The following is a 20,537-nucleotide window of genomic DNA, read 5'->3' as shown; positions in this document are numbered from 1 at the left end:
GGCGCGCAAATCAACGCGCTGCGCTCATTGCTGGCTTTAACGACAAAACGACCTGCGATGATCTAACAGACAAAAAAATAAACCCCGCTGCAAAAAACAGGGGGTTTATCAACAGTCTGTAACGCCCCAAAACGGGGCGTTTTTTTTGCACTGGTTTTGTGCAAAGCCATCTACGCCCCCTAAACCCATGCCGTAGACAGGGTAAAAATTTAGCGTTGCATAACAGCCAATTAAGACTGTCCCCAATTATTGAAAAACAGGCCACGCAAATAAATAATTAGGGACGGACCCCAATTATTAGCGCTTGTCAGCACAAGCCAAACCCATTAATTTATACGCCATCACGGGAATATTGCGCGTAAACCCGTACACAACATCAGGTGCGCAGCCCTCTAGGAGCCCAACCATGTCACAACACCCTGCCCAACCGGTTGCCCGGGAAGTGGCCATCGATGCATCGCGCATCGGCCTGCCCGCCGCACAAGGCCTGTACAACCCGCAAAACGAACACGACGCCTGTGGCGTGGGCTTTGTCGCCCACATCAAAGGTAAAAAAAGCCATGCCATTATTCAGCAAGGCCTGAAAATCCTCGAAAACCTCGACCACCGCGGCGCCGTCGGTGCCGACGAACTTATGGGTGACGGGGCCGGTATTCTTATCCAAATCCCCGACGCGCTTTACCGCGAAGAGATGGCGACCCAGGGCATTACCCTGCCGCCGCCCGGCGAATACGGCGTCGCCATGGTGTTTTTGCCCAAAGAAACCGCCTCGCGCCTGGCCTGCCAAACCGAGCTTGAACGCGCGGTGCGCGACGAAGGCCAGGTTGTCCTGGGCTGGCGCGACGTTCCCATCGACACCGACATGCCCATGTCGCCCACCGTGCGCGCCGTCGAACCGGTCATCCGCCAGCTATTCATTGGCCGCGGCCCCGACATCATGGTGCCCGACGCCCTCGAGCGCAAACTGTACGTCATTCGTAAAACAGCCAGCCACGCCATCAACCGCATGAAGCTGGCGCACGGGCAAGAATATTTCGTACCCTCTATTTCGGTACGCACCGTAGTGTACAAAGGCCTGCTGCTGGCCAACCAGGTCGGCATTTATTACCGCGACCTGGCCGACACCCGCGCCGTGTCTGCGCTATCGCTGGTCCACCAGCGCTTCTCCACCAACACCTTCCCGGCCTGGCCGCTTGCCCACCCTTACCGCATGATCGCCCACAACGGCGAAATCAACACCGTAAAGGGCAATTTCAACTGGCTGCGCGCCCGCGAAGGCGTCATGCAGTCGGCAGTCCTGGGCGACGACCTCAAAAAGCTTTACCCCATCGTCTACGAAGGCCAGTCCGACACCGCCACCTTCGACAACTGCCTCGAACTGCTGGTCATGTCGGGCTACTCGCTGGCCCACGCCATGATGATGATGATCCCCGAAGCCTGGGAACAGCACGCCGACATGGACGAAAGCCGCCGCGCTTTCTACGAATACCATGCCGCCATGATGGAACCCTGGGACGGCCCCGCCGCCATGGCTTTCACCGACGGCCGCCAAATCGGCGCCTTGCTCGACCGCAACGGCTTGCGCCCCGCCCGCTACCTCGTCACCGACGACGACCTCGTCGTCATGGCCTCCGAAGCCGGCACTCTTACTATTCCCGAGCACCGCATCGTCAAGAAATGGCGCCTGCAGCCCGGCAAAATGTTCCTCATCGACCTCGAACAAGGTCGCATCATCGGCGACGACGAAATCAAATCGCGTCTGGCCAACTCGCGCCCCTACCGTCAATGGATCGAACGCCTGCGCGTCAAACTCGAATCGCTCCCCGCGCCCAAATTCAGCTCGGCCGAACCGTCCGTCACCCCCTTGCTCGACCGCCAGCAGGCCTTTGGCTGGACACAAGAAGACGTCAAGTTCGTGCTGCAGCCCATGGCACAAAACGGCGAAGAAGGTACAGGCTCGATGGGCAACGACGCGCCGCTGGCCGTGTTATCCAACCGCCCCAAGGCCTTCTACAACTACTTCCGCCAGCTGTTTGCCCAGGTTACCAACCCGCCCATCGACCCCATCCGCGAACAGCTGGTCATGTCGCTGGTGTCGTTTATCGGGCCCAAGCCCAACCTGCTCGACATCAACAACGTCAACCCGCCGCTGCGCCTCGAAGTCGCACAGCCTGTACTCGACTTCGCAGCCATCGAACAAATCCGCAACATCGAAAAGATCACGTCGGGCAAGTTCCGCAGCCACGAACTAAGCATTACCTACCCGGTTGAATGGGGCGCCGAAGGCATCGAAGCCTGTGTGGCCGCCTTGTGCGCCAACGCAGCCGACGCCGTACGCAGCGGCTACAACGTGCTTATCATCACCGACCGCAAGGTTGACGCCGACCACGTCGCCATCCCGGCCTTGCTGGCCACATCGGCCGTGCACCAGCACCTTATCCGCGAAGGCCTGCGCACCAACACCGGCCTGGTCGTCGAAAGCGGTTCGGTACGCGAAGTACACCACTTTGCATTGCTGGCCGGCTACGGCGCCGAGGCCGTCCACCCCTACCTGGCCCTCGAAACCCTGGCCACGCTGGGCGACCCCGACACGGTCACCAAAAACTACATCAAGGCCATCGGCAAAGGGCTGAACAAGGTCATGTCCAAAATGGGCATCTCCACGTACATGTCGTACTGCGGCGCCCAAATCTTCGAAGCCGTCGGCCTCAGCTCGGCCCTGGTCAACAAGTACTTCTTTGGCACGCCCAGCAACATCGAAGGCATTGGTATTTTCGAAGTCGCCGAAGAGGCACTGCGCCTGCACAAAGCCGCCTTCAGCGACGACCCCGTCCTGGCGCACGACCTTGATGCGGGCGGCGAATACGCCTACCGCATCCGCGGCGAAGAACACCTCTGGAACCCGGACTCGATCGCCAAGCTCCAGCATTCCACCCGCACCAACAACTACAACACGTACAAAGAATACGCACAGCTCATCAACGACCAATCCCGTCGTCACATGACCTTGCGCGGCCTGTTCGAGTTCAAGGTTGATCCGGCCAAGGCCATCCCGCTGTCCGAAGTCGAACCTGCCAAAGAAATCGTCAAGCGTTTTGCCACCGGCGCCATGTCGCTGGGCTCCATCTCTACCGAAGCCCACTCGGTACTGGCCATTGCCATGAACCGCATCGGCGGCAAATCGAACACCGGCGAAGGCGGCGAAGACCAATTGCGCTACCGCGCCGAAATGGCCACCGGCAAGAGCCCCATCAAAAAGGGCGACACCCTGGCCTCGTTCCTGGGCAAAGACCTGATCGAAGCCGACATCCCGCTCATGGCGGGCGACTCCCTGCGCTCACGCATCAAGCAGGTCGCGTCGGGCCGTTTCGGGGTGACGGCCGAATACCTCACCAGCGCCGACCAGATCCAGATCAAAATGGCGCAAGGCGCCAAGCCCGGCGAAGGCGGCCAGCTGCCCGGCCACAAAGTGTCCGAGTACATTGCCAAACTGCGTTTTTCGGTGCCCGGCGTCGGCCTTATTTCGCCACCGCCACACCACGACATCTACTCCATCGAAGACCTGGCCCAGCTCATTCACGACCTTAAAAACGTGAACCCGACCGCATCCATTTCGGTCAAGCTGGTCTCTGAAGTGGGTGTTGGCACCATCGCCACCGGCGTTTCAAAAGCCAAGGCCGACCACGTCGTTATCGCCGGCCACGACGGCGGCACCGGCGCGTCGCCCCTGTCGTCCATCAAGCATGCCGGTTCGCCCTGGGAACTGGGCCTGGCCGAAACCCAGCAAACGCTGGTGCTCAACAACCTGCGCTCGCGCATTCGCGTTCAGGCCGACGGCCAAATGAAAACCGGTCGCGACGTCGTCATCGGTGCCCTGCTGGGTGCCGACGAATTCGGCTTTGCCACAGCACCGCTGGTAGTCGAAGGCTGCATCATGATGCGCAAATGCCACCTCAACACCTGCCCGGTCGGCGTTGCCACCCAAGACCCGGTCTTGCGCAAGAAGTTCTCGGGCAAACCAGAACACGTCGTCAACTACTTCTTCTTTGTTGCTGAAGAAGTCCGCGAAATCATGGCACAACTGGGCGTTCGCACGTTCGACGAACTGGTCGGCCGCGCCGACCTGCTCAACATGAGCTCGGCCATCGAGCACTGGAAAGCCAAAGGGCTCGACTTCTCCAAGGTTTTCCATCAGGTGCCGTCCACCCACCCCTTGTTCCACACCGAATCGCAAGATCACGGCCTCGACAAGGCGCTCGACCACACGCTTATCGAACGGGCCAAACCCGCCATCGAAAAGGGCGAAAAGGTCTCGTTCATTACCCCGGTGCGCAACCGCAACCGTACCGTCGGCGCCATGCTGTCCGGTATGGTGGCCGCCAAATACGGCCACGACGGTCTGCCCGACGACACCATCCACATCCAGTGCAATGGCACAGCCGGCCAAAGCTTTGGCGCCTTCCTGGCCCATGGCATTACGCTCGACCTGGTTGGCGAAGGCAACGACTACGTCGGCAAGGGCTTGTCGGGCGGTCGCATCATCGTGCGCTCGCCCAACGACTTCCGCGGCATGGGCCCCGACCACATCATTGCAGGCAACACCGTGCTGTACGGCGCGCTGGCCGGCGAAGCCTACTTCAACGGCGTGGCTGGCGAACGTTTCGCCGTGCGTAACTCGGGCGCCACAGCAGTTGTCGAAGGCACAGGCGACCACGGCTGCGAATACATGACTGGCGGTACGGTCGTGGTGCTGGGCGAAACGGGCCGCAACTTCGGCGCCGGCATGTCGGGCGGCGTGGCTTACGTCTACGACCCTGATCACAGCTTTGCCAAACGCTGCAATATGGCCATGGTCGACCTCGAACCCGTGCTGGCACATGCACAGCAAGCCGAAGCCGGCCAGATCGAAGTCTGGCACAGCCAAACCCGCGGCGGCGAGCGCGAAACCGACGACACAATCTTGCGTCGCCTGATCGAAAACCACTACCGCTACACCGGCAGTTTCCTGTCGCGCGATTTGCTCAGCGACTGGCCCCGCGCCCGCGGCAACTTCGTCAAGGTCATGCCAAAAGAGTACCGCCGCGCGCTGAAAGAACTGTGGCAAGCCGCCAACCCCGAACAAATCGCTGCCTGAGGAAAAGACAATGGGCAAAATTACTGGTTTTCTTGAATTTGCACGCGTCGACGAGTCTTACGAGGCCCCCGTCGAGCGCCTGAAACACTGGAAAGAGTTCGTCGTTACCCTTACCGACGACGAAGCCAAACAACAGGGTGCGCGCTGCATGGACTGCGGCATCCCGTTTTGCAACAACGGCTGTCCGGTCAACAACATCATCCCCGACTGGAACGATCTGGTATACCGCCAGCACTGGGAAAAAGCGCTCGATGTCCTGCACTCGACCAACAACTTCCCCGAGTTCACCGGCCGCATCTGCCCCGCCCCCTGCGAGGCCGCCTGCACCCTGAACATCAACAACGACCCGGTCGGCATCAAGTCCATCGAGCACGCCATCATCGACAAAGGCTGGCACGAAGGCTGGGTAACCCCACAACCGCCCACCCGTAAAACCGGTAAAAAAGTCGCGGTTGTCGGCTCTGGCCCAGCCGGCCTGGCCTGTGCCCAGCAACTGGCGCGCGCCGGCCATTCGGTCACGGTATTCGAAAAGAACAACCGAGTCGGCGGCCTGCTGCGCTACGGCATCCCCGACTTCAAGCTCGAAAAATCCAATATCGATCGTCGCGTCGCCCAACTCGAAGCCGAAGGCGTCGAGTTCATGACGTCTACTTATATTGGCGCCGAGACCGACGCCGAAGATGGCGTCACCGTTCGTACGCCCGAATCGCTCAAAGAAGAGTTCGACGCCATCGTGCTTTCCGGCGGCGCCGAAACTCCACGCGACCTGCCCATCCCCGGCCGCGACCTGAAGGGCATCCATTTCGCCATGGAGTTCCTGACCCAGCAGAACAAGGCCAACGCGGGCGACCGCATTGCCAAGCAGCTTTCGGCCAAGGGCAAACACGTCATCGTTATCGGTGGCGGCGACACCGGCTCCGACTGCGTCGGCACCAGCAACCGCCAGGGCGCAGCCTCGGTCACCCAATTCGAACTCATGCCCAAACCGCCCGAGTCCGAAGACAAAGCCGTCGTGTGGCCCTACTGGCCGCTCAAGCTGCGCACTTCTTCGTCCCAAGAAGAGGGTTGCGAGCGCGACTGGGCCGTGTCCACAAAAACCTTCGAAGGCAAAGGCGGCAAGGTCGAAAAATTGGTCGCTGTGCGCGTCGAATGGTTTAAAGACAAAGCCACCGGCCAAATGAAAATGCGCGAAGTCGAAGGTTCGCAGTTCGAGCTTCAGGCCGACCTGGTCTTGCTGGCCATGGGCTTTGTCTCGCCCGTTCAAGGCATGCTCAAAGCCTTTGGCGTCGACATCGACAACCGCGGCAACGCCAAAGCCAATACCGAAAACTACGCCACCAGCGTCGACAAGGTCTTTGCCGCCGGCGACATGCGTCGCGGGCAATCGCTGGTCGTCTGGGCTATTCGCGAGGGCCGTCAATGCGCTCGCGCCGTCGACGAATACCTCATGGGCGTCACCACACTGCCCCGTTAACAGCGTATTACGCGGGTCAAACCACCATCGGCTACGTCTTTCGGCGTAGCCGATGGCGCTTCATCAGCTACAATCCGTAGTTAAACTTTTTTAATCGGGTCTATGGCTTCCAACGTTGCGCCCTCTGGCGAACTCTTGCGGTTCGACAACGTCGCCCTGGGTTACGGCGACTTCACCGTCCTCAAAGAAATCGACATCTCAGTGGGTCGAGGGCAGGTCGTGGCCATGATGGGCGGTTCGGGCTCGGGCAAAACCACCTTGCTGCGCGCCGCCACGGGGCAAATTTTTGCGCAAAAAGGCGCCATTCATGCCTTTGGGCAAAACCTGGCCGACACCACCCTCGAGCAGCTTCAGCAGTTGCGCCAGCGCATGGGCGTATTGTTCCAGCAAGGCGCATTGTTCACCGACCTTAACGTTTTCGAAAACGTAGCGTTTCCGCTGCGCGAACACCTGCAGCTGCCCGAAAAAGAAGTCACCGAAAAGGTGCTCGACAAGCTCAACGCTGTCGGGCTGCGTGCGGCAGCGCACCTTAAAATTTCAGAGATCTCGGGCGGGATGGCCCGCCGCGTGGCCCTGGCCCGCGCCATCGTCCTCGAACCCGAACTCATCCTGTACGACGAACCCTTCGCCGGGCTCGACCCCATTTCGCTGGGCATTACCGCGCGCCTTATCCGCGACCTGACCGACCGCCTTAATTGTGCGTCCATTCTTATCACGCACGACGTGGCCGACTCGTTCGCCATTGCCGACCAGGTTTACATCGTGGGTCAGGGCAAACTGCTGGCCAACGGCACGCCCCGGCAAATGGAACAATCTACCGACCCGTACATCGTGCAGTTTCTTAAAGGCCAGCCCGACGGCCCCATCGCCTTCCACTACCCCGAAACGCCGGCATTCAAACACTGGCTCGACACGCAAGGGCGCTCATGAGTCTTACCGCCTTCGTCAGCAGCATCGGTCGCCACATCCGCGAATCCATCGTCGCGCTGGGGGCCTTTACCCGTTTGTTCATGGCAATTCTGGCGCGCAGTGGCGGGGCCTTTAAACGCTTCGGCCTGGTCTCGCAGCAAGTGCACTTTATCGGCAACTACTCGTTGCTTATTATTGCCGTCTCGGGCCTGTTTGTTGGTTTCGTGCTTGGCCTGCAGGGGTATTACACCCTTAACCGCTACGGTTCCGAAGAAGCCCTGGGCCTGCTGGTGGCACTGTCGCTAACGCGCGAACTCGGCCCGGTCATTACCGCACTGCTGTTTGCCGGCCGCGCCGGCACCTCGCTCACCGCCGAAATCGGCCTCATGAAAGCCGGCGAACAACTGGCCGCCATGGAAGTCATGGCCGTCGACCCCATCCGCCGCGTGATGGTGCCCCGCTTCTGGGGCGGCGTCATCGCCATGCCCGTTCTGGCCGCCGTGTTTTCCATGGTGGGCATCATTGGCGGCTGGGTGGTGGGCGTACTGCTTATTGGCATCGACGCCGGCGCTTTCTGGTCGCAAATGCAAGACGGCGTCGATGTCTTCAAAGATGTCGCCAACGGCGTCATTAAAAGCCTTATTTTCGGCGTAGCCGTTACCCTGATCGCACTGTACGAAGGCTGGACAGCCAAGGCCACCCCCGAAGGGGTCGCCCGCGCCACCACCCGTACCGTCGTCAGCGGCGCCCTGGTCGTCCTGGGCCTCGACTTCCTGCTTACCGCCCTCATGTTCAGCAATTAACGGATCCATCATGACGCGTGAAAAAACCGATTTCTGGGTTGGCCTTTTTGTTCTGCTGGGCGTTATTGCCCTGGTGTTTCTGGCCTTGCGTGCCGGCAACCTCAGTTCATTTTCGTTTGCGCCCACCTACAAAGTACAAGCCTACTTCGACAACCTGGGCGGCCTTAAAGTGCGTGCCCCGGTAAAAAGCAGTGGTGTGGTTGTTGGCCGTGTGGCCGCTTTGTCGTTCGACAACGAACGCTATCAGGCCGTCGTCACCCTCGACATCGAATCGCAATTCGAATTCCCCACCGACTCGTCCGCGTCCATATTAACGTCGGGCCTGCTGGGCGAACAATACGTTGGCCTTACCCCCGGCGGCGAAGAAAAAATGCTCGCCCAGGGCAGCACCATCCAGTACACCCAAAGCGCGGTTGTTCTAGAAGAATTAATCAGTAAATTTTTGTATAGTTCAGCCAGTGACAAAGGCAGCGACGGCGAATCTGCCCAGCCGGCCAACTGACCCGACGGCGCCCTAAGCGCGCAATCCAACCGAAAGAAACCATAATGAACAAGATCTTCGAAAAAATCGCCGGCCGGCGCATCGGCAAAGTGGCTTCTGTCCTGGCCCTTAGCGCCGTCATTTCGGGCTGTGCCCACGTCGCCAACCCCACGCCCGACGACCCATGGGAAAGCTACAACCGCAGCATGTTCGCGTTCAACGACACGGTCGACCGCGCCGTGCTCAAGCCCATTGCCACCGGCTACGAAACCGTCGTACCCAAACCGGCCCGCACCTGTGTCAACGGCATTTTCAACAACCTGCAAGACGTCTGGTCATCCATCAACAGCTTCCTGCAAGGTCGCGCGCACGACGGCATTAATATGTTCGGCCGCGTCCTGTTCAACTCCACCATGGGTCTGGGCGGCTGTATCGACGTCGCCTCCATGAACGGTTCGCGCCGCATCGTCAACGACTTCGGCGTTACCCTGGGCGTCTGGGGCTTCCAGTCTGGCCCTTATGTTGTTCTGCCGTTCCTGGGCTCCAGTTCCGTACGCGACGGCATCAGCACCGCTGCCTGGTTCGCTATCGACATCTCCCCGCCCTACTCGCCCATTTTCGCCATCGACAACATCCCGGTGCGTAACAGCATCTTGGCGCTGGCCGTTATCGACCTGCGCGCCAGCCTGCTGCCAGCCGACCGCCTCGTCGACGAAATCGCGCTCGACCGCTACAGCTTCATTCGCGACGCCTACATTCAGCGCCGCAAGGCACTGGTCGAAGGCCGTTACGCCGACGCCGACCACACCACGCGCCGTGGCCTGCCCAAAGACGAACAAGGGCTGGCCGTTCCCGACTACAGCATCGACGATGATGACGCCCCCGCACCTGCAGCCACAACGCCTGCAAGCCAGTAAGGAAACGTTTTATGTCTAACCTGTTGCACACATTGGTCAACCGTATCAGCCGCCTGGCGGGCATCGGCCTGCTGGGTATGGGCCTGGCCGTCGCCAACACATCGGTGGCTGCCCAGCAGCCCGTCAACACCAAAGCGCCACCCAACGACTTCGTTCAAACCGTGGCCGACAACGCCCTTCAGGCCCTTAAAAAAGAGCCCGAAGCCAAAAACGGCAACATCGCCCGCATCAACGAACTGGTCAACCAATACATTCTGCCGTACGTCAATTTCGAAAAGACCACCCGGCTAGCCGCCGGTCGCTACTGGCGCCAGGCTACGCCGCAGCAACAAACCGACCTGGTCAACGCTTTTAAAGGCACGCTTATCCGTACCTACAGCGGCGCCTTGCAACAAGCCGACAACGTCTCCTCGATTACGCCATTGCCCTTCCGGGGCGACCCGACTGCCGACGACGTCGTTGTTCGTACCACCATGTCGCAAAGCAATGGCCCAGTCATTGGCGTCGACTACCGCCTTGAAAAGGCGGCAGAAGGCTGGCGCATTTACGACCTGAACGTCGAAGGCATCTGGCTCATCCAGAACTACCGCAACCAGTTTGCGCAGCAAATTGCGCAAAACGGTATCGACGGGCTTATCAATGCGCTCAACCAGCGCAACCAGCGCTAAAACGCGGTAAGCTTCGGGGGCCCTTGGGGCCCCATCACTTTTTTTGTGTCTATGTCCGCTCTTTCTCTCGAACACGTTTCTAAAATCTACCCGCCCCGCAGCGGCGGGTTGCGCGGGCTGTTGCGTCGCGGCGCCGGCGGCCAACCCGGCTTCCAGGCCCTCAACGACGTCAGCCTGACTATCGAACCGGGCGAGTTCTTTGGCCTGCTGGGCCCCAACGGTGCCGGCAAAACCACGCTAATTTCCATTTTGTCGGGCCTGGCACGCGCCACGGCCGGCAGCGCCAGCGTGTGTGGGCACGACGTCATCACCGACTACAAAGAAGCACGCCGTTCGTTGGGCGTCGTCCCGCAAGAACTTGTCTACGACCCGTTCTTTACCGTGCGCGAAACCCTGCGCCTGCAGTCGGGCTATTTTGGTCTGCACAAAAACGACGCCTGGATCGACGAAATCTTGCATAACCTGGGGCTGTCCGACAAGGCCAACACCAATATGCGCGCGCTGTCGGGTGGCATGAAACGCCGCGTTCTGGTGGCGCAAGCGCTGGTACATCGCCCGCCGGTCATCATCCTCGACGAACCCACCGCCGGCGTCGACGTCGACCTACGCCGCACCCTGTGGGAATTCATCTCGCGGCTTAACAAAGAAGGTCACACCATTTTGCTGACCACGCACTACCTGGAAGAAGCCGAAGCCTTGTGCGGACGCATTGCCATGCTGAAACGCGGGCGCATCGTCGCGCTCGACACCACCCAGGCCCTGCTTGCCCGCTTTGGCGGCACCGACCTCGAAGACGCCTTTGTACGTATCATGAACAGCGAAGACGCACTGGGGGTGTTATGACCACACCCATACTCAAGCCCCGCAGCGATCTGGGTTCGGGCTTTCCGACCCTGCTCTGGAAAGAAGTCATGCGCTTCTGGAAGGTGGCCTTCCAGACCATTGCTGCGCCGGTATTAACCGCCCTGCTGTACCTGCTGGTTTTCGCCCACGTGCTCGAAGACCGCGTCAAGGTGTACGACAGCTTGCCCTACACCGCGTTTCTTATCCCCGGGCTCATGATGATGAGCATGTTGCAAAACGCCTTTGCCAACCCGTCTTCGTCGCTAATTCAAAGCCGTATTACGGGCAACCTGGTCTTTGTACTGCTGCCGCCCATTTCTCACCGCGAATTCTTCACGGCCTACCTCATTGCGGCCATCTTCCGTGGCCTGGCTGTCGGGCTGTGCGTGTGGCTGGTCGCCATGTTCTTCGTGCCCCTGGCTCCGGCCAACCTGCTTTGGGTGTTGGTGTTTGCCGTGATGTCTTGCGGCATTATGGGCACGCTGGGCATTATTGCCGGCCTGTGGTCCGAAAAATTCGACCAGCTCGCGGCGTTCCAGAACTTTCTTATTTTGCCCGCCACGTTCTTGTCGGGTGTGTTCTACTCCATTCATAGCCTGCCGCCTTTCTGGCAGGCCGTCTCGCACTACAATCCTATTTTCTACACGATCGACGGTTTCCGATACGGGTTCTTCTCTGTATCCGACGTCTCGCCCTGGACCAGCCTGGCCGTTGTGGCCGGTGTATTTGCCGTACTTGCCGTATATACACTGCGCCTGCTGGCCGCGGGCTACAAACTGCGGAACTAACCCTATGTTGCCTACCCCACAAGAAGTACGCCAATACATCAACGACAACCTGAACTGCGAATTCATCGACGTTCAAGGCGATGGTTCGCACTTCGAAGCCATTATTGTCAGCCCCGAATTCGAAGGCAAACGCCTGATTGCGCGTCACCAGCTGGTTTACAAAGCCCTGGGCGACCGCATGAAAAGCGAAATCCACGCGCTGTCTATGCGCACCCTGACCCCGGCCGAATACAACGCAAACCCGAATGGATAAGCTTCTAATTACCGGCGGCAACCGCCTGCACGGCGAAGTCGTCATCTCGGGCGCCAAAAACGCAGCCCTGCCCATCCTGTGTGCCAGCCTGCTCACGGCCGACCCGGTTCAGCTACGCAATGTGCCGTCCCTCAAAGACATCAGCACCACCTTGCGACTGCTGCAGCAAATGGGCGTACAGCACCACTGGGACGGCCCGGCCCAGCTTACGCTGAATGCCGGTAACGTCACCAGCCTCGAAGCCCCCTACGAGCTGGTCAAAACCATGCGGGCCTCTATTTTGGTGCTTGGCCCGCTGCTGGCACGCTTTGGCGAAGCCAAGGTCAGCCTGCCCGGCGGTTGCGCCATCGGCCAACGCCCTGTCGACCAGCACATCAAGGGTCTCACGGCCATGGGCGCCGAGATCCGCATCGAACACGGCTTTGTCATTGCCAAGGCCAAACGCCTTAAAGGCGCGACCATTCGCACCGACATGGTCACCGTTACCGGCACCGAGAACCTGATGATGGCGGCCGTGCTGGCCGAAGGCCGCACCATTCTTGAAAACGCCGCGCGCGAACCCGAAATCACCGACCTGGCCGAACTGCTCATCAAAATGGGGGCACGTATCCAGGGCCACGGCACCGACCGCATCGTCATCGAAGGCGTCGAGCGCCTGCACGGCGCCGAACACACCATCGTGGCCGACCGCATCGAAGCCGGCACTTTCTTGTGCGCAGTGGGTGCCACCGGCGGCGACATCACCCTGCGCCAGGCTGCACCCGATACCCTCGGCGCCGTCCTCGACAAGCTGCGCGAAGCCGGGTTAAGCATCGAATGCGGCCCCGACTGGATTCGCGGCCAAATGAACAAGCGGCCCAAAGCCGTCAGCTTCCGCACCTACGAATACCCCGCCTTCCCCACCGACATGCAAGCCCAGCTCATGGCGCTTAACACCATGGCCGAAGGCACCGCCGTCATCGCCGAAAACATCTTCGAAAACCGCTTCATGCACGTGCAAGAACTGCGCCGCATGGGTGCGCAAATCGACATCGACGGCCACACCGCCGTCGTCACCGGCGTGCCCGAACTGTCTGGCGCCACTGTCATGGCCACCGACCTGCGCGCGTCTGCCAGCCTGGTCATTGCCGGCCTGGCCGCCAGCGGCCAAACCACGGTCGAACGCATTTACCACCTTGACCGCGGCTACGAACACATGGAAGAAAAACTGCGCCTTATCGGCGCCGATATCCAACGCCTCAAACAGGAACCCGCATGAGCCCCGCCGCTGCCACCGCGCCCCTGACACTGGCCTTATCCAAAGGCCGCATTTTTGAAGAAACCCTGCCCCTGCTCGAGGCGGCCGGCGTGCACGTGACCGAAAGCCCCGAATCATCGCGCAAGCTGATTCTGCCCACCAGCGACCCGGGGCTGCGTCTTATCATCGTGCGGGCGTCCGACGTGCCCACCTATGTGCAATACGGCGCAGCCGACTTCGGTATTGCCGGCAAAGACGTCTTGTTCGAACATGCCGCCCAGCATCCGGGCGGGCTGTATCAGCCTATTGACCTGAACATCGCCAAATGCCGCCTGTGCGTAGCCGTGCGCCAGGGCTTCGATTACCAGGCCGCGGTTTCACAAGGCTCGCGCCTTCGCGTAGCCACCAAATATGTGCAAGCCGCCCGCGAACACTTCGCGCGCAAAGGCGTTTATGTCGACCTGATCAAGCTGTACGGCTCTATGGAGCTCGCCCCGCTGGTGGGCCTGGCCGACGCCATTGTCGACCTGGTGTCTACCGGCGGCACCTTAAAGGCCAACAACCTGGTCGAAGTCGAAGAAATCGTCGATATTTCCTCACGTCTTATCGTCAACCAGGCCTCGCTTAAAACCCGCGCCGCCGACCTTCAACCGCTACTCGACGCCTTCGAACGCGCCTCGGCCGACAAATAAACCACGGTTTCCCCCACCGGCGGGCTTGCTTGCAACCCGCCGCTTTGACCCCATTCTCCTTTTTTGTCATAGTATTAGCTTAATTCTTGCTGTCAGGGTCACCATGTTGTCCATCAAACGCCTTAGTTCTGCCTCAGAAAATTTCGCTGCCACGTTGCGCCAGTTGCTGGCCTTCGATGCCTCGCAAGACGAGTCCATCGAACGCGCCACGGCCGACATCCTGCGTCAGGTTCAAGAACATGGCGATACGGCCCTGCTCGACTACACCCATCGGTTCGACCGTGTTCAGGCCGAGTCGGTTGCCGCGCTCGAAATCCCCAAGTCCGAATGGCAAGCTGCGCTTAACGGCCTGCCGGCCGACCAACGCGCCGCCCTCGAGGCCGCCGCCGAGCGCGTACGCACCTACCACGAGCACCAGCGCACCCAAAGCTGGTCGTACACCGAAGCCGACGGCACCGTGCTGGGCCAAAAAATAACGCCGCTTGACCGCGTCGGGCTGTATGTCCCCGGCGGTAAAGCCGCGTATCCGTCTTCGGTGCTCATGAACGCCATTCCCGCCAAGGTTGCCGGTGTGGCCGAGGTCGTCATGGTTACCCCCACCCCGGGCGGGGTGCGCAACCCCATTGTGCTGGCCGCAGCGGCCATCGCCGGGGTCGACCGCGCCTGGGCGATTGGCGGTGCGCAGGCCGTAGGCGCACTGGCTTACGGCACGCAAAGCATCGCCGCTGTCGACAAAATTGTCGGCCCGGGCAATGCCTATGTGGCTGCCGCCAAGCGCCGCGTTTTCGGCACGGTCGGTATCGACATGATTGCCGGCCCCAGCGAAATATTAATCATCGCCGACGGCACCACCCCGGCCCATTGGGTCGCCATGGACTTGTTCTCGCAAGCCGAGCACGACGAACTGGCGCAATCGATTTTGCTGTGCCCCGACGCCCAGTACCTGGATGAGGTCGAACGCGAAATCAATCGTCTGTTGCCCTCCATGCCGCGCGCCGACATCATTCGTACCAGCCTGACTAACCGCGGCGCGCTTATCCTGGTCAAAGATATCGACGAAGCCTGTGCCATCGCCAACGACATCGCACCCGAACACCTCGAAATCTCTACCGAAAATGCCCACGCCGTCGCCGAAAACATCCGGCATGCCGGCGCTATCTTCATGGGCCGTTTCAGCTCCGAATCGCTAGGCGACTATTGCGCCGGCCCCAACCACGTTCTACCCACATCCCGCACGGCACGGTTCTCATCGCCGCTGGGGGTGTATGATTTCCAGAAACGCAGCAGCCTTATCCAGGTTTCGCACCAGGGTGCGCAAACACTGGGCAAAATTGCCGCCACGCTGGCCTACGGCGAAGGTCTGCAAGCCCACGCCGCTAGCGCCGAATACCGGCTTGACGCCGCCAACACCTAGCTTTTTGGGGCGCAAGCCCCAGTTATACAGATTATTATGCGTACCGCCGAAATCACCCGCAACACCAACGAGACTCGTATCCGCGTGTCCATCAACCTCGACGGCACCGGCCGCCAGAGCATCAACACCGGTGTGCCTTTCCTCGACCACATGCTCGACCAGATCGCCCGCCATGGCCTGATCGACCTCAATATCCATTGCGACGGCGACACGCACATCGACGACCACCACAGTGTCGAAGACGTCGGCATTGCCCTGGGGCAAGCCTTTGCCGCCGCGGTCGGCGACAAAAAGGGCCTGCGCCGCTACGGCCACGCCTATGTACCGCTCGACGAAGCCCTGTCGCGCGTCGTCATCGACTTTTCCGGTCGCCCCGGGCTAGAACTCCATGTACCCTTCACGCGCTCGCACATTGGGCAATTCGACGTCGACCTGACACAAGAGTTTTTCCAGGGTTTCGTCAACCACGCCCTGGTCACGCTACACATCGACAACCTGCGCGGCACCAATTCGCACCACCAGTGCGAAACCGTCTTCAAGGCGTTCGGCCGCGCCCTGCGCATGGCGACTGAAATCGACCCGCGCGCCACCGACGTCATTCCTTCCACCAAGGGCGTTCTGTAAGCATCGTGAATACCATCGCCATTGTTGATTACGGCATGGGCAACTTCCACTCGGTTGCCCGCGCCCTGCAAGCAGCCGCGCCCGATGCCGACGTACGCATCTGCCGTAACGCCGCCGACATCGCCGCCGCGTCACGCGTTGTGTTCCCCGGGCAGGGCGCCATGCCCGACTGCATGCGCACCCTGAACGAATCGGGCTTGCGCGATGCGGTATTGCAAGCCGCCCGATCAAAGCCCCTGCTGGGCGTGTGTGTGGGCGAACAAATGCTGTTCGACACCAGCGAAGAAGGCAATACACCATGCCTGGGTCTGTTCCCCGGCCAAGTCAAAAAATTTCAGGGCCCGCAGTTTGCTTCATCGCGCCAGCACGGCGACCAGGCCCACGAGCTGCTCAAGGTACCCCACATGGGCTGGAACCGGGTACAACACACCCGCTCCCACCCGCTGTGGCAAGGCATTGAGGACGGCACCCACTTTTATTTTGTGCACAGCTACTACGCGCAACCGGCCGACCCGGCCCTGACCGTAGGCCAAACGCACTACGGTTTGACCTTTACCTGCGCCGTCGCTGCCGATAACATTTTTGCTGTGCAGTTTCACCCCGAAAAAAGCGCCGACCCCGGTCTGCGTCTGTATCGTAATTTTGTCGACTGGAACCCATAAGCGGTTACGCCAACTTCCCACCCTTTCTTTTGATTGACTGACTCAGATCATGCTTCTCATCCCCGCTATCGACCTTAAAGACGGACAGTGCGTACGCTTGCGCCAGGGCGACCTCGCCGACGCCACCATCTTCTCGGAAGACCCGGCCGCCATGGCCACCGAATGGCTCGACCAGGGGGCTCGGCGCCTGCACCTGGTTGACCTGAACGGTGCTGTGGCGGGCACCCCAAAAAACCTGACCGCAATCAAATCTATTTTGCGCGCCATGGATGACGAAATCCCCGTGCAAATTGGCGGCGGTATTCGCGACCTGAACACCATCGAAAGCTACCTGGACATTGGCATTACGTATGTCATTATCGGCACCGCCGCAGTCAAAGACCCAGGCTTCTTGCGCGATGCCTGCAGCGCCTTCCCGGGCAGCATCATTGTCGGCCTCGACGCGCGTGACGGCAAAGTCGCCACCGACGGCTGGAGCAAACTGACCCGCCACGACGTTTACGACATTGCCCGCAAGTTCGAAGACTACGGTTGCGAATCGATTATCTACACCGATATTGGCCGCGACGGCATGTTGTCGGGCGTTAACATCGAAGCCACCGTCAAGCTGGCCCAGGCCGTCAGCATTCCTATTATTGCTTCGGGCGGCGTCACCGACCTGAAAGACATCGAAGCCCTGTGCGCCGTCGAAGAGGAAGGCGTTGAGGGCGCTATTTTGGGCCGCAGCATCTACGAAGGCACGCTCGACTTCGGCGCGGCGCAAGCCCTGGCCGACGAACTGAACGGCGAGACAGAATGACCGCAACGCCCGAGCCCGTCGAGCCGGCCCGTGCCGGCAACAACGCCAAGGCCGCCGCAGGCACACCGGCCGATAGCGGCCTGACTCGACGCATTATTCCCTGCCTCGACGTCACCGCCGGCCGTGTGGTCAAAGGTGTTAATTTCGTGGGCCTGGTCGACGCCGGCGACCCGGTTGAGATCGCCCGTCGGTACAACGAACAGGGCGCCGACGAGCTGACCTTCTTAGACATTACCGCCACCAGCGACAACCGCGACCTGATCCTGCCCATTATCGAGGCCGTCGCGTCGCAAGTGTTCATTCCGCTCACCGTCGGTGGGGGGGTGCGCCAGGTGGCCGATATCCAGCGCCTGCTTAATGCCGGTGCCGACAAGGTGTCTATCAACAGCGCCGCCGTCAGCAACCCCGAACTGGTCCGCGAAGCGGCCAATTATCACGGTTCGCAATGCATTGTGGTCGCTATCGACGCACGCCGCGTGTCTGCCGAGGGTGAACCTCCACGCTGGGAAATTTTTACGCACGGGGGCCGCAAGGCCACAGGCATCGACGCCGTACAGTGGGCCGAAAAAATGGCCGCTTACGGGGCGGGCGAAATCCTGCTTACCAGCATGGACCGCGACGGCACGAAGTCTGGCTTCGACCTTGAACTGACCCGTGCGGTATCCGACGCGGTACCGGTGCCGGTGATTGCGTCGGGCGGTGTAGGCAACCTGCAGCATCTGGTCGACGGCGTCACCACCGGTCGTGCCAGCGCCGTTCTGGCGGCCAGTATTTTCCACTTTGGCGACCATACCGTGCGCGAAGCCAAAACCCTGATGGCGCAACACGGTATTCCGGTGCGATTATAGGCACGGCGCCTTGTGTCGCCGCCTGCCGGTGTATCTGCGCAAGGCCCCAAGGCATAGGCACCTCACTGCCGTCGCGATGTCACCCGCACCCGTCAACGCCTTGTACAACTTTGATCACGCAGCACTTTATCTGACATGAACTCCTGGATTTCCGACGTCAAATTCGACGAGAAAGGCTTGATTCCCGCCATTGCGCAAGACGCTGACACTGGCGTTATCTTGATGGTGGCCTGGATGAACGCCGAGTCCCTGGCCGAAACGGTTCGCACGGGCCGCGCGGTGTACTGGTCGCGTTCACGCGGGCGCCTGTGGCGCAAAGGCGAAGCGTCCGGCCACGTGCAGCACCTGCGCGAAATACGCCTGGATTGCGACGCCGACGTGCTCTTGTTGAAGGTCAAGCAAGACGGCGGCATTGCCTGCCACACCGGCCGTGAAAGCTGCTTTTACCGGCGGCTTGACGACAACCAGGGCCAGGCGATTGGGGTCGGCAACGTATTGTCGGCGCCGGCTGCAGCCGCAGGTCAACGGGCAGCGCCCAACAGCGCCCCCAACGACGCCGTCTGGAACAGCATCGAACCCGTCCTGAAAGACCCGGAACATATTTACAAATAATTCCTGGCGCATTAGCGACTCGGCCCACTGCTACAGCAAGTCATAGTCACACGGCAAGGGTTAACCTAACCTACGCGCAGGGGCCACGGCATTAAAAACGCCCGCGCCAAGTCCACGCGCCATTCCGATAGCTCTGGAACAACATGTCATGAATACAGCAAACGATATTTTGGCCCGACTGGCCGACACCCTGGAAAGCCGCCTGCCCAAGAACGGGGGTGACCCGGCGGCGTCTTACAGCGCCCGCCTGCTGTCCAAGGGCCCCGACGCGTTCCTGAAAAAAATTGGCGAAGAAGCCACCGAACTGGTCATGGCCGCCAAAGACGAGTCACGCGAAAAGATCATCTACGAAACCGCCGACCTGTGGTTTCACAGCCTGGTGGCGCTGGCGCACTATGGCCTGCGGCCCGAAGACGTGTTGAACGAACTGGCCCGGCGCGAAGGCACCTCGGGCATTGCCGAGAAAGCCGCGCGAAGCGAATAAGCGGGTTATCTGGGTCGCAGATTACCCACCGCAACGGCCAGCCGCACATCACCGGCCTATGCAGTACCTTTACGCCCTATCGCATACCCTAGCTGTGGTAAAAAGAGCAATCGTATACACTCAAGTTTTGGCGGGCGGCACGTTAACCTGGCGTCAACCTGGCCTTAGGCTTTAACGTATGCCCCACCCCGGGTTTTAAAACAGATTTTTCAGCAACACTCATGAGCACCTGCCTGTTTTGCAAAATCGCCGCCGGCGAAATTCCTTCCAAGAAGGTCTTCGAAAACGAAGAAATGCTCGTGTTTCACGACATCAACCCAGCCGCTCCGGTGCACTTGCTGGTCATCCCCAAGCACCATGTCACGTCTATGCAAGACATCACCGAAGCCGATGCCGGCTGGTTGGGTAGAATGATGGCGGCCATCCCCAAAATTGCGGCCGACAACGGTTGCCGGCCCGGGCCCGATGGCGGTTTCCGCGTGGTGGCCAATAGCGGCGCCGACGGCGGCCAAGAGGTCGGGCACCTGCACTTTCATATTATTGGGGGCCCGCGCCCCTGGGCGCAACGCGTTGCACCTGCCGCGTAGCCCGCACAACATACACACATAACTACAACACTTACACCACACACATTCGCGGTTTACACCGCACGGAGAGCAACATGGGTAGTTTCAGCATTTGGCACTGGCTTATCGTTCTGGTCATCGTCGCCCTGGTTTTTGGCACCAAAAAACTGCGCAACATGGGTGAAGACCTTGGCGGCGCCGTCAAAGGGTTTAAAAAAGGCATGGGTGATGCCGCCGAAGAAGGCAAAAAGACAGAATCCGTCACACAAAAGTCTATCGATGGCGACACCATCGACGTTCAGGCCAAAGAAAAGAAAGACGCCTAATCT

21 protein-coding genes are annotated in these 20,537 nt (G+C 60.3%); all 21 read left to right on the top strand.

Features of this window, described 5'->3' with window-relative positions; translation table 11 throughout:
- Positions 1-406 precede the first annotated feature (406 nt).
- The 21 genes from GTU67_RS12135 to tatA all read left to right on the top strand — a co-directional run bounded on the left by GTU67_RS12135 (position 407) and on the right by tatA (position 20,534).
- Positions 407-5,134 (top strand): glutamate synthase-related protein, encoded by a 4,728-nt coding sequence (locus GTU67_RS12135; protein WP_185780329.1) that lies wholly within the window; start codon positions 407-409, stop codon positions 5,132-5,134.
- A 10-nt stretch (positions 5,135-5,144) separates the two neighbouring features.
- Positions 5,145-6,608, top strand: coding sequence for a glutamate synthase subunit beta (locus tag GTU67_RS12130; protein WP_185780328.1), 1,464 nt, complete (start codon positions 5,145-5,147; stop codon positions 6,606-6,608).
- Between the two features lie 102 nt (positions 6,609-6,710).
- Positions 6,711-7,538: an ABC transporter ATP-binding protein gene (locus tag GTU67_RS12125; RefSeq protein ID WP_185780327.1), complete on the top strand. Its 828-nt coding sequence runs from the start codon at positions 6,711-6,713 to the stop codon at positions 7,536-7,538.
- Entirely contained in the window at positions 7,535-8,320 is a 786-nt protein-coding gene (gene mlaE, locus GTU67_RS12120) for a lipid asymmetry maintenance ABC transporter permease subunit MlaE (RefSeq protein WP_185780326.1), read from the top strand. The genes GTU67_RS12125 and mlaE overlap by 4 nt, the downstream gene beginning before the upstream one ends.
- A gap of 10 nt (positions 8,321-8,330) precedes the next feature.
- On the top strand, positions 8,331-8,822 hold the full coding sequence (mlaD, locus tag GTU67_RS12115; protein ID WP_185780325.1) for an outer membrane lipid asymmetry maintenance protein MlaD: 492 nt from the start codon (positions 8,331-8,333) through the stop codon (positions 8,820-8,822).
- 44 nt (positions 8,823-8,866) lie between these two features.
- The gene (locus GTU67_RS12110; protein WP_123659621.1) at positions 8,867-9,718 is read left to right on the top strand and encodes an MlaA family lipoprotein; all 852 of its coding nucleotides are present in this window, start codon (positions 8,867-8,869) and stop codon (positions 9,716-9,718) included.
- A 20-nt stretch (positions 9,719-9,738) separates the two neighbouring features.
- Positions 9,739-10,386, top strand: coding sequence for an MlaC/ttg2D family ABC transporter substrate-binding protein (locus tag GTU67_RS12105; RefSeq protein WP_430459013.1), 648 nt, complete (start codon positions 9,739-9,741; stop codon positions 10,384-10,386).
- Positions 10,387-10,437: 51 nt separating this feature from the next.
- On the top strand, positions 10,438-11,229 hold the full coding sequence (locus GTU67_RS12100; RefSeq protein WP_185780323.1) for an ABC transporter ATP-binding protein: 792 nt from the start codon (positions 10,438-10,440) through the stop codon (positions 11,227-11,229).
- Positions 11,226-12,017, top strand: a complete 792-nt coding sequence (locus tag GTU67_RS12095) for an ABC transporter permease (RefSeq protein WP_185780322.1) — start codon at positions 11,226-11,228, stop codon at positions 12,015-12,017. The genes GTU67_RS12100 and GTU67_RS12095 overlap by 4 nt, the downstream gene beginning before the upstream one ends.
- 4 nt (positions 12,018-12,021) lie before the next feature.
- Entirely contained in the window at positions 12,022-12,270 is a 249-nt protein-coding gene (locus tag GTU67_RS12090; protein WP_093969988.1) for a BolA family protein, read from the top strand.
- Positions 12,263-13,528, top strand: coding sequence for a UDP-N-acetylglucosamine 1-carboxyvinyltransferase (gene murA / locus GTU67_RS12085; protein WP_185780321.1), 1,266 nt, complete (start codon positions 12,263-12,265; stop codon positions 13,526-13,528). Before GTU67_RS12090 ends, murA begins: the two co-directional genes overlap by 8 nt.
- On the top strand, positions 13,525-14,199 hold the full coding sequence (gene hisG, locus GTU67_RS12080; RefSeq protein ID WP_185780320.1) for an ATP phosphoribosyltransferase: 675 nt from the start codon (positions 13,525-13,527) through the stop codon (positions 14,197-14,199). The genes murA and hisG overlap by 4 nt, the downstream gene beginning before the upstream one ends.
- Before the next feature lie 103 nt (positions 14,200-14,302).
- Entirely contained in the window at positions 14,303-15,613 is a 1,311-nt protein-coding gene (gene hisD, locus GTU67_RS12075) for a histidinol dehydrogenase (protein ID WP_185780319.1), read from the top strand.
- 36 nt (positions 15,614-15,649) lie between these two features.
- Positions 15,650-16,237, top strand: a complete 588-nt coding sequence (hisB, locus tag GTU67_RS12070; RefSeq protein WP_185780318.1) for an imidazoleglycerol-phosphate dehydratase HisB — start codon at positions 15,650-15,652, stop codon at positions 16,235-16,237.
- Between the two features lie 5 nt (positions 16,238-16,242).
- Positions 16,243-16,899 carry an imidazole glycerol phosphate synthase subunit HisH gene (hisH, locus tag GTU67_RS12065; RefSeq protein WP_123659615.1) on the top strand — a complete coding sequence of 219 codons (657 nt, stop codon included), beginning with the start codon at positions 16,243-16,245 and terminating at the stop codon, positions 16,897-16,899.
- A 49-nt stretch (positions 16,900-16,948) separates the two neighbouring features.
- Entirely contained in the window at positions 16,949-17,698 is a 750-nt protein-coding gene (gene hisA, locus GTU67_RS12060; RefSeq protein WP_185780317.1) for a 1-(5-phosphoribosyl)-5-[(5-phosphoribosylamino)methylideneamino]imidazole-4-carboxamide isomerase, read from the top strand.
- The gene (gene hisF / locus GTU67_RS12055) at positions 17,695-18,546 is read left to right on the top strand and encodes an imidazole glycerol phosphate synthase subunit HisF (RefSeq protein WP_249417695.1); all 852 of its coding nucleotides are present in this window, start codon (positions 17,695-17,697) and stop codon (positions 18,544-18,546) included. Before hisA ends, hisF begins: the two co-directional genes overlap by 4 nt.
- Positions 18,547-18,681: 135 nt before the next feature.
- On the top strand, positions 18,682-19,158 hold the full coding sequence (gene hisI / locus GTU67_RS12050; RefSeq protein WP_185780316.1) for a phosphoribosyl-AMP cyclohydrolase: 477 nt from the start codon (positions 18,682-18,684) through the stop codon (positions 19,156-19,158).
- Positions 19,159-19,306: 148 nt separating this feature from the next.
- Positions 19,307-19,642: a phosphoribosyl-ATP diphosphatase gene (locus tag GTU67_RS12045; protein WP_185780315.1), complete on the top strand. Its 336-nt coding sequence runs from the start codon at positions 19,307-19,309 to the stop codon at positions 19,640-19,642.
- Positions 19,643-19,863: 221 nt separating this feature from the next.
- Positions 19,864-20,229, top strand: coding sequence for a histidine triad nucleotide-binding protein (locus GTU67_RS12040; protein ID WP_185780314.1), 366 nt, complete (start codon positions 19,864-19,866; stop codon positions 20,227-20,229).
- Positions 20,230-20,303: 74 nt separating this feature from the next.
- Positions 20,304-20,534, top strand: a complete 231-nt coding sequence (gene tatA, locus GTU67_RS12035; RefSeq protein ID WP_185780313.1) for a Sec-independent protein translocase subunit TatA — start codon at positions 20,304-20,306, stop codon at positions 20,532-20,534.
- Positions 20,535-20,537: the final 3 nt, after the last annotated feature.

This window comes from Pusillimonas minor (assembly GCF_014237865.1).
GTDB lineage: Bacteria > Pseudomonadota > Gammaproteobacteria > Burkholderiales > Burkholderiaceae_B > Neopusillimonas > Neopusillimonas minor.
This window is presented reverse-complemented; position numbering and strand designations above follow the sequence as displayed.